The organism is Achromobacter sp. Bel (assembly GCF_012928505.1).
Lineage (GTDB): Bacteria > Pseudomonadota > Gammaproteobacteria > Burkholderiales > Burkholderiaceae_B > Achromobacter.
Genome location: NZ_JABBJN010000027.1, coordinates 73,081 through 84,923, shown reverse-complemented (window position 1 = coordinate 84,923; position 11,843 = coordinate 73,081). Strand labels below are relative to the sequence as shown.

Annotated in this window: 15 protein-coding genes; 12 read left to right on the top strand and 3 right to left on the bottom strand. The window is 64.8% G+C overall.

Features of this window, described 5'->3' with window-relative positions; translation table 11 throughout:
* The 7 genes from HG262_RS17945 to HG262_RS17915 all read left to right on the top strand — a co-directional run.
* The coding region (locus HG262_RS17945) for an NAD(P)-dependent oxidoreductase (RefSeq protein ID WP_282437038.1) at positions 1-598 on the top strand (598 nt) is incomplete at its 5' end.
* 340 nt (positions 599-938) lie between these two features.
* Positions 939-1,946: an ABC transporter substrate-binding protein gene (locus HG262_RS17940; RefSeq protein WP_169272298.1), complete on the top strand. Its 1,008-nt coding sequence runs from the start codon at positions 939-941 to the stop codon at positions 1,944-1,946.
* Positions 1,947-1,949: 3 nt separating this feature from the next.
* Positions 1,950-2,756: an ABC transporter permease gene (locus HG262_RS17935; RefSeq protein WP_169272297.1), complete on the top strand. Its 807-nt coding sequence runs from the start codon at positions 1,950-1,952 to the stop codon at positions 2,754-2,756.
* Positions 2,757-3,578 carry an ABC transporter ATP-binding protein gene (locus tag HG262_RS17930; RefSeq protein WP_169272296.1) on the top strand — a complete coding sequence of 274 codons (822 nt, stop codon included), beginning with the start codon at positions 2,757-2,759 and terminating at the stop codon, positions 3,576-3,578. It begins immediately after the preceding gene.
* Between the two features lie 67 nt (positions 3,579-3,645).
* Positions 3,646-3,828 carry a DUF4089 domain-containing protein gene (locus HG262_RS17925; RefSeq protein WP_006225484.1) on the top strand — a complete coding sequence of 61 codons (183 nt, stop codon included), beginning with the start codon at positions 3,646-3,648 and terminating at the stop codon, positions 3,826-3,828.
* The gene (locus tag HG262_RS17920) at positions 3,825-5,213 is read left to right on the top strand and encodes an AtzE family amidohydrolase (protein ID WP_169272295.1); all 1,389 of its coding nucleotides are present in this window, start codon (positions 3,825-3,827) and stop codon (positions 5,211-5,213) included. The genes HG262_RS17925 and HG262_RS17920 overlap by 4 nt, the downstream gene beginning before the upstream one ends.
* Positions 5,214-5,249: 36 nt before the next feature.
* Positions 5,250-5,957 (top strand): GntR family transcriptional regulator, encoded by a 708-nt coding sequence (locus tag HG262_RS17915; RefSeq protein ID WP_169272294.1) that lies wholly within the window; start codon positions 5,250-5,252, stop codon positions 5,955-5,957.
* Between the two features lie 19 nt (positions 5,958-5,976).
* On the opposite strand, the gene HG262_RS17910 is transcribed toward HG262_RS17915, so the two are convergent.
* Positions 5,977-6,519 carry an antibiotic biosynthesis monooxygenase gene (locus HG262_RS17910; protein ID WP_169272293.1) on the bottom strand — a complete coding sequence of 181 codons (543 nt, stop codon included), beginning with the start codon at positions 6,517-6,519 and terminating at the stop codon, positions 5,977-5,979.
* 209 nt (positions 6,520-6,728) lie between these two features.
* Between HG262_RS17910 and hpxZ the strand changes: the two genes are divergently transcribed.
* The 3 genes from hpxZ to HG262_RS17895 all read left to right on the top strand — a co-directional run bounded on the left by hpxZ (position 6,729) and on the right by HG262_RS17895 (position 8,487).
* Entirely contained in the window at positions 6,729-7,103 is a 375-nt protein-coding gene (gene hpxZ / locus HG262_RS17905; protein WP_169272292.1) for an oxalurate catabolism protein HpxZ, read from the top strand.
* A gap of 126 nt (positions 7,104-7,229) precedes the next feature.
* Complete coding sequence (locus HG262_RS17900) at positions 7,230-7,784, top strand: NAD(P)H-dependent oxidoreductase (protein ID WP_169272291.1); 555 nt, start codon at positions 7,230-7,232, stop codon at positions 7,782-7,784.
* Positions 7,785-8,343: 559 nt separating this feature from the next.
* On the top strand, positions 8,344-8,487 hold the full coding sequence (locus tag HG262_RS17895) for a hypothetical protein (protein WP_169272290.1): 144 nt from the start codon (positions 8,344-8,346) through the stop codon (positions 8,485-8,487).
* Between the two features lie 602 nt (positions 8,488-9,089).
* Here the strand turns inward: HG262_RS17895 and HG262_RS17890 are convergent.
* Positions 9,090-9,305, bottom strand: a complete 216-nt coding sequence (locus HG262_RS17890; protein WP_006225477.1) for a dodecin — start codon at positions 9,303-9,305, stop codon at positions 9,090-9,092.
* 184 nt (positions 9,306-9,489) lie between these two features.
* On the opposite strand from HG262_RS17890, the gene HG262_RS17885 reads away from it, so the two are divergent.
* Positions 9,490-10,011 (top strand): DUF6496 domain-containing protein, encoded by a 522-nt coding sequence (locus tag HG262_RS17885; RefSeq protein ID WP_169272289.1) that lies wholly within the window; start codon positions 9,490-9,492, stop codon positions 10,009-10,011.
* Positions 10,012-10,023: 12 nt separating this feature from the next.
* Here HG262_RS17885 and HG262_RS17880 read toward each other — a convergent pair whose 3' ends face one another.
* Entirely contained in the window at positions 10,024-10,926 is a 903-nt protein-coding gene (locus HG262_RS17880) for a LysR family transcriptional regulator (protein ID WP_169272288.1), read from the bottom strand.
* A gap of 112 nt (positions 10,927-11,038) precedes the next feature.
* On the opposite strand from HG262_RS17880, the gene HG262_RS17875 reads away from it, so the two are divergent.
* The gene (locus HG262_RS17875) at positions 11,039-11,833 is read left to right on the top strand and encodes an SDR family NAD(P)-dependent oxidoreductase (protein WP_169272287.1); all 795 of its coding nucleotides are present in this window, start codon (positions 11,039-11,041) and stop codon (positions 11,831-11,833) included.
* The last annotated feature ends 10 nt before the right edge of the window (positions 11,834-11,843 follow it).

The window sequence follows — 11,843 nt, the reverse complement described above, 5'->3', positions numbered from 1 at the left end:
CTTCCGATCTGACCAGCGCGACCGCGCGTGGCGCCCGCTGCTGGGCGCGCGCACGCCGCGCGACCTGGCAGGCCAGCATGCGGTGGTGGTCGGCTGGGGCGGCATCGGGCAGCGCATCGGCGAGTTGCTGCTTGCCCTGGGCCTGACGCTGTCGGTGGTGCGTCATTCCGACACCCCCGTGCCCCAGGCGCGGCATACCGTTGCCTACAAGGACCTGGCGGGGCTGCTGCCCGGCGCGGACTGGCTGGTGCTGGCCTGCCCGCTGACACCCGCCACGCGGGAACTGGTGGACCGCCAGGCGCTGGCCGCCCTGCCCGTGCACGCGTCGATCGTCAACGTGGCCCGAGGCCATGTCGTCGATGAAACCGCGCTGATCGAGGCCCTGGCCGCCGGCCGGCTGGGCGGCGCTTTCCTGGATGTGTTCCAGCAGGAACCGCTGCCGCCGGAATCTCCCCTGTGGACGCTGGAAAACACCATCGTCACGCCGCATAGCGCAGGCTTCTCGGACGGCAACCGCGCGCGCGTGCGCGGCCTGTTCCTGGCGAACCTGCGCCGATGGACGCAAGCCGAGCCGCTGGCCAACCGGCTGGCCGACTGAAGCATTGCGGCGCGAACAAATCTAGAACCGGCGCCGCCAGGCGGCGCCCTGTTTCCCGTCTGCTTCAAACATCCGGGACGGCACGCCCCGGGTCCGCGACCATGCGACCGCCTAACCGCCTTGCATGCGGACCCGCGCGCCGTTGCGTCCCCTTCAGTGGTGCGGCGTGCACCAATTTGGTTCATGCGGGGCACCAGTCCGGCGCCCGGCCGAGCGTCCGCCATAGGGAGCGAGCCCGCCCGCCCAAGTTGGCACGCGTCTTGCTTGATGACTGGTATGCAAGCTTGTCTACAAGGCAAGCGCCGTCACCGGAAACACCGAGAGCACACCAGGAGCCCCCATGATCAACCGCAATGCGCCCTACGCCTTCAACGCCACCCGCCGCCGCCTGATCCAGGGGGCCGCGATGGGCGCAGCGACCCTGGCCGCGCCCGCGCTGGTGCGCGCGCAATCGGGTCCGGTGATCCGCATCGGCTTCTGGCCCGTCGCGGCCGGCCTGCCTTTCTACGCCGCCGTCGAAAAAGGCTATTTCAAGGAAGCGGGCCTGAACGTCGAACCGCTGAAGTTCGCGGGCGCCCAGCAAGTCATGGAAGCCATGCTGGCTGGCCGCGCGGACGGCAGCGCCAACGGCACGGGCTCCGCCAACCTGGCCATCGGCGAAATCGCTTCGCCCGGCCTGTTCAAGATTTTCGCGTCCAACCCCAGCAACGCCAAGAACGTGCTGGACGAGTTCATCGTCGCGAAAGACAGTCCCATAAAGAGCATCGCAGACCTCAAGGGGAAAAAGGTCGGATCTGGACCCGGCATCCAGAACGCCACGCTGGCCAAAGCAGTACTGGAGCGCGCCGGCGCAACCGGGGCAACCGTGGTCGAGTTGGCAATCAGCCAGCACGTCGCCGCGGTTGCCGCCGGCCAGTTGGATGCGTGCTACACGCTTGAGCCCACGGGCACCGTGGGCCGCCTGAACGGCACCACTCGCGTGCTGGAGACCGGCGTCATCGCCAAGTATGTGCTGGGCGATCCGATGGCGCCCTGGTTCGGCGGATCGGCCTCGCTGACCACCGCCTTCCTGAAAAAGCACCCCGAGGAAAGCAAGAAATTCATCGCCGCCTATGCGCGCGGCATCGAACTGATCCGTACCAAGCCCGAAGAGGCGCGCCCGTTCATGAAGGGCTACACCGCCATCGAAGGCCCGATGACCGAGGCCGTGCCGCTGGCCGCGTACACCCTCTACAACGAGTTCACGCCCAGCGACATCCAGTACTTCCAGAAATTCTTCGATCTCTTCACGGACAAGGGCATCTTCGCGCAGAAGGTCGACGTGTCGGCCATGCTTTACAAGGGTTGATCCATGACCGCAACCACCGCAAGCGGCGCCGCCACGGCGAAGAAGCCGCCCGCCAGGTTCAACGGAACCCGTCTCTTGCCGCTGATCGGCCCGCTGGCGCTGTTCGTGGTGTGGGACCTGGTAGTACGCCTGCAATTGGTCAGCCCCGTGCTCTTGCCCACGCCCAGCGCCACGATCGTGGCGTTGGTCAAGGGCCTGGCGGGGGGGCCGCTGCTGTGGGACTTCCTGTCGTCCTTGAACCGCACGCTGCAGGCCTTCATCATCGCCGGCGTCATCGGCGTGCCCTTGGGCGTGCTGCTGGGCAGCAATGAAAAGGCGTATCGCAGCGTTGAATTCCTGGTGGACTTCTTCCGGTCCACGCCCTCGTCCGCGCTGATCCCGCTGTTCCTGATGATCTTCGGCGTGACCGACATGAACAAGATCGCTATCGCCGCCTTTGCCGCCGTGCTGGTCATCCTGTTCAACAGCGCCTATGGCGTCATCAATGCGCGCAAGCAGCGTGTGATGGCGGCCCGCGTGATGGGCGCGTCGCGGTGGCAGATCTTCAAGGACGTGCTGATCTGGGAAAGCCTGCAGCCGACCTTCGTGGGCCTGCGCAGCGGGGTATCGATGGCGTTGGTGATCGTGATCGTGGCGGAGATGTTCATCGGGTCCGACAGCGGCCTGGGTAACCGCATCATCAATGCGCAGCAAGTACTGAACGTGCGCGAGATGTATGCATCGATCCTGGCGGCCGGCGCCCTGGGCTATGTACTGAACATTCTGTTCCTGATGCTGGAAAAACGCGTGGTTCACTGGAGCGGCCGATAAATGTCCACTGTCATCAACCCCGTGATCGCCCCCGCCCCCGCCGCCGCGCCGTTCGCGCCCGGCCCGCTGGGCACGCACATCACCATCCGCGGGCTGACCAAGTATTTCGCGGGCTGGCCCCTGTACGAAGACTTCAACCTGGACATCCCCAAGGGCAAGATCGTCTCGGTGTTCGGCCCCAACGGCTGCGGCAAGTCCACGCTGATCAACATGATCGCGGGCCTGATCCCCATCGACGCCGGCGAGATCCTGTTCGACGGTAAGTCGCTGGCGCAGACCAAGATCGGCTACGTGTTCCAGAACTACCGCGAAGCCATGTTCCCGTGGCTGCGCACCATCGACAACATCGCCTACCCGCTGCGGCTGGAAGGCCGCAGCAAGGCCGAAGTGGATGCGCGCGTGGAAGAGCTGGTGGCGTCGTTCGACGTCAAATTCGACCTGAAGCGCTATCCGTATGAACTGTCGGGCGGCCAGCAGCAGACGGCGTCCATCATGCGCGCGCTGGCCCCCGGCCCCGAAGTGCTGTTCCTGGACGAGCCGTTTTCGGCGCTGGATTTCGAGATGACGCTGTTCATCCGAGAAAAGCTGCAGGAAGTCTTCATGCAGACCGGCACCACCATGCTGCTGGTCTCGCATGACCTGGAAGAAGCCGTGTACCTGGCCGACCAGATCCTGCTCCTGACCAAGCGGCCCACGCGCGTGGCCGAAATCCTGGACTACGGCGACGCCCGCCCCCGCACCGTGGAAACGCTGTCGGAACCCAGCTTCATCCAGATGAAGAAACTGAGCCTGGAGATTTTCCAGCGCGAAGTGCGCAAGTAAACATGCGCAAGTAAACGTGCGCAAGTCAGCAAGCCAGTCACCATCCAGTCCACCGGGAGAGTCCGCCATGACCCAGGAAACCATCGACCAATATGTGCGCAGCGCCTTGGCGCTGTCGGGGTATGCCTTGCGCGAAGCCACCACGGCCGAGGTCGTACAGCAGTTCTCGCGCATCCACGACATCGCGGCCAGCTTCGTCGACGAAGCGCTGCCGGTGGAGCTGGAATCGGCTTCGGTGTTCCGCCCGTGACCGGCCCCGCCGCAGACATCGCCCGGCAAGTCGCCAGCGGCGAGCGCAGCGCCGTGGCGGTGCTGGACGCCACGCTCGCGCGCATTCGCGAACACGATCCTCGCTACAACTGCTTTACCGCGATCACCGAGGCGCGCGCGCGGCAGGAGGCGGCCGCCATTGATGCGCGCCGCGCCCGCGGCGAACCGTTGCCGCCGCTGGCTGGCGTACCTTACGCGGTGAAGAACCTGTTCGACATCGCCGACAAAGTGACGCTGGCGGGCGGCCGGGTCAACGCGTCCAACGCGCCGGCCCGGCAAGACGCGCGGCTGGTGGCCCGCATGCGCGACGCAGGTGCGGTGCTGGTCGGGGCGCTGAACATGGACGAACACGCCTACGGCTTCACCACCGAAAACACCCACTACGGCGCATGCCGCAACCCGCATGACACCACCCGCATCGCGGGTGGCTCATCCGGGGGCAGCGCCGCGGCCGTGGCGGGCGGTCTGGTGCCGCTGACCTTGGGGTCGGACACCAACGGATCCATCCGCGTGCCGGCTTCGCTATGCGGCATCTTCGGCCTGAAGCCCACCTTGGGCCGCCTGCCGCGCACGGGGTCCTTCCCCTTTGTGGGTAGCCTGGACCATCTGGGGCCATTCGCGGCCAGCGTTACCGACCTGGCCGCGGCCTACGACGCGTTGCAAGGTCCGGACGCCGATGACGCCGCCTGTGCGCAACACGCCGCCGATCCTGTCCTGCCTGCGCTGGGCCCCGACGTGCGCACCTTGCGCGTCGCGGTGCTGGGTGGCTACTTCGCGCAATGGGCCGGCCCGCAGGCGCGCCGCGCCGTCGATATCGCGGCGCACGCGCTGGGTGCCACCGCCGTGGTCGAACTGGCCGGCGCGGCGCAGGCTCGCGCCGCCGCCTTCATCATTACCGCGGCCGAAGGCGGTGCGCTGCATCGCCGCCGGCTTGTCACGCACTACGACTATTACGAACCGCATTCCCGTGACCGCCTGGTCGCAGGCAGCCTGGTGCCCGCCGCCTGGGTGCAGCAGGCGCAACGCGTGCGCCATCGCGTCTATCGCGAAGCGCTGGCCCTGTTCGATCAATATGACGTGCTGATCGCGCCCGCCACGCCCGTTTCCGCCACCACAGTCGGGACCGACTGGTTGACGCTGGCGGGCAAGTCTTTGCCGGCACGCGCCAGCATGGGCCTCTTGACGCAACCGATCTCGTGCATCGGCCTGCCGGTCTGCACGGCGCCCACGTGGCCTGAAACCGAGCAGGACGGACATCTGCCGCTAGGCGTGCAATTGATCGGCGCGCCCTGGCGCGAAGCCGACTGCCTGGGCGCCGCCTATGCGCTGGAGCAGGCCGGCGTGTCGCGGGTCCGCACGCCCTGAACCGCCCCTTTCCCGATTCCCTTTCAAGGCAACGCTATGGAAACCGCTTTCACTGCCATCGACATGCCACGCACGCTGGCCGACACGGCCTACGGGTCGCTGAAACGGGACATTCTGGATTTTCGGCTTGCCCCGGGCGACCGCTTCACAGAAACCGAGATCGCGGACCGCTTGCAAGTCAGCCGCACGCCCGTGCGCGAAGCGCTGTTCCGGCTGGAGCGCGAAGGCTATCTTGAGGTGCGGCAGCGCAACGGGTGGCTGGTCAAGCCGCTGGACTTCAATACGCTGGACCACTTCTATGAATTGCGCAGCGTGCTGGAAATCGCGGCCGTGCATGCGCTGTGCACGCCGGGCCAGGCGCCTGACCCCCTGCGTGCGTTGCATGCGCTGGCGGACATCTGGCTGGTGGACGAGAGCGAACGTTCCAGCGACTGCGAGTGGCTGGCCGACCTGGATGAACGCTTCCACATCGACTTGGTGGCCGCGGCCGGCAATCCCGAGATATCGCGCGTGCACCGCGCCGCCACCGAACGCATCCGCATCGTGCGGCGGCTGGATTTCACCTTGCCCGATCGCGTCGGCACGACCTACGAGGAACATGGCGCAATCCTGCGCGCGCTGCTGGCTCGCGACGCGCCCGACGCCGCCCGGCTGCTCCAATCCCACATCCAGGATAGCCAGACGGCCGTGCGCAAGATCACGCTGCATCGCCTGTACTCCACGCGCCGCGCCAAGGCGGCCTAGGCGCGGTCCAGGACGGTCTTCAACCCGCCCGCAGCCAGCGCTGCAGCACGCGCGTGATGACGGGGATGCAGACAAACACCATGATGGGCGTCAGGATCACGCTGGTGATCAACACGCGCCAGAATATCGGCAGGATGGTCAAGTGCTCGCTGACCAGTATCGAGAACACCAGCAGGACCGGAAAGTAGGCCAGCCAGATGCTGACCGCCTGCTTCCAGCGCGGCGGCGCGCTGGCGGCCTTGGGCGCAAACCAGCCGTCGGTGCCGCTGACTCGGTGCTCGTGGCTGGCGCGCACCAGCGTCGCCCCGCGTTCCAGCCACATCCGGCGCGGCAAGGATTTTTCCCAGCGGTTCAGGCTGGCCGCATCGGTAAAGCGGAGCACGATCTGATATTGGTCGCCGCCTTCGGGCGGCTGCAGCACGCCCGACCCGAGAAAGCCCGGAAACCCCGCCGCGAGGATTTCGCCCTGGCGCATCCAGGACAGGAAATCGCTGTAGCGTTCGGGCGCGATGTGCCGGGTAACCAGCATGGTGACCGGGGCGGAAAGGGCGGAACTGGACATGGCGGTACTCCTGGGCAGCGGTGCAGCGTGTTATGTCATGCGAATGCAGTGTTAACCCTAGCAAGCGGCATGCCAGCCTTGCGGCGCAACAATCCCCCGGGGCGAATGGCGTTGCGGGCGCCAGCACGGAGAATTGACGCACCGCACCAGACACCATATTGGTGATTACCCTAAAACTCGCACCAGAACGGTGCATATAGAGAAGACGCATGGAAATCAACCTGCCCGACGTTGTAGCCGAAGTGACCGCCGCGTTCGAGCGCTACGAGACCGCCCTGGTCAACAACCAGGTGGAGGTGCTGGACACCCTCTTTTGGGATAGCCCGCACACCTTGCGTTACGGCGCAGGCGAAAACCTGTATGGCTACGACGCGATCCGCGCATTCCGGGCCGGGCGCTCGCCGCAGGGCCTTGCCCGCCGCGTGCTGCGCACGGCAATCACCACCTATGGCACTGACTTCGCCACCGCCAACCTGGAGTTCCAGCGCGACGGCAGCGAGCGCATCGGTCGCCAAAGCCAGACGTGGATGCGCACCCCTGCGGGTTGGCGCGTAGTGTCCGCGCACGTCAGTCTGATGACATAGGGTGGTCACTACAGGGGGCCATACTCGACAGGCCTGCACGCGATAACGATATTCGGAATCGGCATTGAGCAGGCCGCTGTCCAGGTCTACACTGGGCATTCCATTTCCCGTTGGAGCACTCGCCTCATGAGCACCTACAAGATTGCTGTTTTCGTCGGAAGCCTGCGCGCCGCCTCCATCAATCTGCGACTGGCCCGAGCGCTGGAAAAGCTGGTTCCCGCCGATTTCAAGTTCGAGTACGTGAGCCTGGGCGACATCCCGCTCTACAACCAGGACAACGAGAACAACCTGCCGCCGCCGGCCGCCAAGCTCAAGCAGCAGATCGCCGACGCGCAAGGCATCTTGTTCGTCTCGCCCGAGCACAACCGTTCGCTGCCTGCCGCCATCAAGAACGCGATCGACTGGGGCTCGCGCCCGTGGGGCCAGAATTCGTGGCCCGGCAAGGCCGTCGGCATCGTCGGCGCATCGCCCAGCGCCGCGGGCACCGCGATGATGCAGCAGCACCTGCGCAATATCCTGGCCGCCGAAGGCGCCAATGCGCTGACCACGCCCGAAGTCTTCCTGCAATATTCGGAAGGCCTGGTCGACGACCAGTTCACCATCACCAACGAAGGCACGCGCAAATTCCTGCAAGGCTGGATTGACCGCTATGTGGATTGGGTCAAGAAGCTGAACAGTTGATCGCCGCCGTTGCCGGCCAGGGCCCTGTCCCAGCCGGCGCCGATCGCCCGATCTACCTCCGGGCGATCAAGCCCCCCGATGCGTCGGGGGGCTTTTTTTTTATAGGACGGATTCGTCACTCTTCCTCAGGTACTCCAGGCCCCGGCTGACTATCATGCTGAAGTCCCGTGACTTGCCCTGCGTTTCGCTGGAGAAGTGATGTTCATCCCGCTCTTGATTCTCAGCCCATTGGCAATGATGTGGCTGCTGGCCTTGTGGCATCACCCGCCTGCCCGACGGCAAGCGCGGATACTGGCGCGCGATCTGTGGGCTCCGCTTCTGCTGGCGCTCACCAAACCAAGGGGCAAGCAACGGGATGCGTTTGCGCAGTTCTTTGCTGGCACTGCGATCGCAAGCAGCGTGGGGGCCGCCTCTATCGCATTCGAGACTCCCGCGGATCAAGCGGCATGGGCGTGGTATTTGAAATTGGTCGCACTGATAGTGGTGCTGTTGCTGACGCTGGCGCTGGCTAGCTATTGCTACCCCCGACGCCGCGGCGTCAGGCGACAAGGAGGGTTGTATGGAATTCGGAACCGTCGTCATGTTTGGCTACTTCGCCGCCGTGGTCGGCTTCGGCCTATTCGTCGCCAACAATATCGCAAAGGCCGACCAAAAGAAGCGGCGTGAGCTGTCGCGTCGCCGGCGTCGCCGCCCTGCGGCATGACGCCAGCTCAATACTTATCCCCGCCAACTGTGGAGAACGTTGAGGACAGCTTTGGGGTAGACCGGAAATCCCCTGTCCTGCCAAGCACTTGCATGGGGTGATCAAACAATGCCCAATCATCCTTTTGGATGAGTTTGGGCGGCTTTATCCCCGAAAAGGCTGGATGTTTGTCCAGGCCTTTATCGGCATCAGGATCGCATGGGGATTTGTCCCAGCATTCTGTGGAAAAGCATGAGGACAGCTTGAGGGCAGGTCCGAAATCCCTTGCGATATCAATGCCCTGCAAGGGGTGGTCAAGAAAGGCCCAGATGCAGGATTTGCCGCCCAGGTTGTCCCCGTCAAATGTGGATAAGCCTGAGGACAGTGTGCGGGTAGTCGCCAAATCCCCTTATGCAGCAAGGACTTGGAACAAGCGGGCAAGAAACGCTCAGCCAGGCGTGTGAAACGCGACGGCCCGAACCCTTGCCAAGCAATGGGGATAAGCAGACAGGCTTGTCCCCATCGAATGTGGACAAGCCTATGAACAGTCGGATAACAAGCCTGAAAAGTCCTTATCCGACAGTCACTTGGAAGGGCTGCTCAAAAAAGACGCAGCACGTGCATCACTCATTCCCTTCCAGCCGCATGCCGATCTTCAACCCGACCTGCCAATGCGCCACCTTGCCGTCCTTGATGTGGCCTCGCACTTCGGTCACTTCGAACCAATCCAGGTTGCGCAGCGTCTCCGAGGCGCGCTCGATGGCTTTGGCGATTGCATCATCGGTGGACTTGGTGGAAGAGCCCACCAGTTCGATTTGCTTGTAGACATGATTCGACATAGCTCGTCTCCGCTAACGATGTGAGTCTTCAATCGTCGGCCCGAGCGCCTTTCCGGCGCTTACGACCGGCAATCCATTCGAACACACAGGATACCTCCGCAGCGATAGAGTGGTGTTACGAGTTCCGTCGCCCGGTCTCGACAGGCGACGCAACCCCCTCCCGCAACCCAGCTAGGAGAGCACCATGCCTGAACGAAAAACCCTGGAACGCGCCAAGCGCGACAAACGCCAAGGCAAGTCGGCATCGACCCAGGCCGGAGAATTCGTGCGCGAACAAATCGACCACGTCCGCGAAGGCAAGCACGGCGTGCGGTCCACCAAGCAGGCCATCGCGATCGGACTGTCCGAGGCGCGCCGCGCCGGCGTGAAGTTGCCGGCTTCCAAAGGCGCCAGCGCGGCGACCAAGCGCAAGGCTGAACAGGACACCCGTGCGGTCAAAGAGGGGCACGCCAAGTCCGCCACGCGCGCCCGCGCCACCACCGCCGCGTTGAAAAAGGAAAGTACCAAGCCCGCGTCGCGCGCCGCTCTGTCGCGCCAAGCGACCCAGACCGCCAGCCGGCGCACGGCGGCAGACCGCTCGGCAGCCGCCAAGAAAGCGGCCGCCACCAAGGGTGCGGCGGGACGGTCAGCGGCGGCGAAGAAAGCCGCTCGCACGCGAGCAGCGAATAAGCAGGCGGGCGGCGCGCACCATCGCGCCGCGCATTGAACGAAGCGGCCGCTAGCCCGCGTCGAAGAGCCTGAAGCGTTCCTGCAGGAATTCGCGCATGCGTTTGACGGCTGGCGACAGCAGCATGCGATGCACGCACAGCAGGTACAAGGGAGAAGGCTCGGTGACGTAGCCAGGCAGCAGTTCGACCAGCCTGCCCGCCCGCAGATCGGACAGCACGTCGTAGCGTGACTTATAGGCCACGCCGTGTCCGGCCAACGCCCAACGCCGCACCAGGTCGCCGTCGTCGCCTACGCGGTCGCCCTTGACCGGCACCGTCGTGCGGGTGCCCTCGCGCTCAAAGGTCCAACGGTCATGCAAGGTTTCTCCCAGCACGAACGACAGGCAATTGTGGCGGCGCAAATCGGCGGGCGCCTGGGGCACGCCATGACGCGCGAGATAGACGGGCGACGCGCACACGACGCGATGGTTGTGCTCGGCCAGCGGCAGCGCCACCAGCGCCGAATCGTTCGGCGTGCCGTAGCGGATGGCGATGTCGACCGGCTGGCGGTACAGATCCGCCAGCCGGTCGCTGATGCGCACCTGGAAGCTGACGCGCGGATGCTGGTGCTGGAAATCGTCCAGCCAGGGCAACAGCACATGGCGCCCCAGGTCCGAGGGGATGGAAACCGACAAGGTGCCCGAAATCGCGGTCTTGTCGCGAGCCATCGCGTTCTTGCCGGCTTCCAGCGTGGAGATCGCCGACCGGGCGTACTCCAGATAGCGTTCCCCATCGCTCGTCAGCCGCAGGCTGCGCGTAGAGCGCACGAACAGGCGCGTCTCAAGCGTCAATTCCAGCCGCTTGAGCGCGGCGCTGGCCACGGCCGGCGTCAAGTCCAATTCGCGCGCAGCGGCGGAAAAGCTGCCGTGATCTGCCGCTGCCACGAAGATCCTCAAGTCCTCGAACCGGACCATGACCGCCTCATTTTCAAAAAATTATTGAAACTGAGTCGGATGCTAGCCGGTTTTTCATCGCTGCGGACTGGGTAATCATGGACCTGTTCCCCGACACCTTTGGAGTCACCGTATGAAAATCGAACTGAACGGCAAGAAAGCCCTGGTCACCGGATCGTCTGGCGGCATCGGACTGGCCATCGCCCTTGGATTGGCCGACGCCGGCGCCGAAGTCGTCCTGCACGGCCGCAATGCCGACAAGCTGGCCCTCGCCGCCCAAGCCATCACCCGGAAATTCCCGTCTGCCCGCGTAAGCACCGTGCAGGCAGACCTGGCCACCGCCGACGGCGCGGCATCGGTCTGCGCCGCCCATCCCGACGTGGACATCCTGGTCAACAACGCCGGCTTCTTCGCGCCCAAGTCCTTCACCGAAATCACCGACGACGACTGGCAGACCATGATGGACACCAACGTCATGAGCGGCATCCGCCTGTCGCGCTACTACCTGCCGCGCATGATGGCAGCGAACTGGGGCCGAATTATTTTCATCTCGAGCGAATCCGGCGTGCAGATTCCCGCTGAAATGATCCACTACGGCGTCAGCAAGACCGCCCTGCTGGGCGTATCGCGCGGGTTGGCCGAACTGACCGCCGGCACCGGCGTCACGGTCAACGCGGTGCTGCCCGGCCCGACGCGCTCGGAAGGGGTGGCCGACTTCTTTGCCGAAATGGCCAAGGAACAAGGCGTGTCCCAGGACGACATGGAACGCGACTTCATCGCCCAGCACCGCCCGACGTCGCTGCTGCGCCGCCTGGCCACGGTGGAAGAGGTGGCCAACATGGTCGTGTACACCTGCTCTACGCAAGCCTCGGCCACCAACGGCGCCGCGCTGCGCGTCGACGGCGGCGTCGTCCGCTCCATCCTGTGATTTTGGCCCT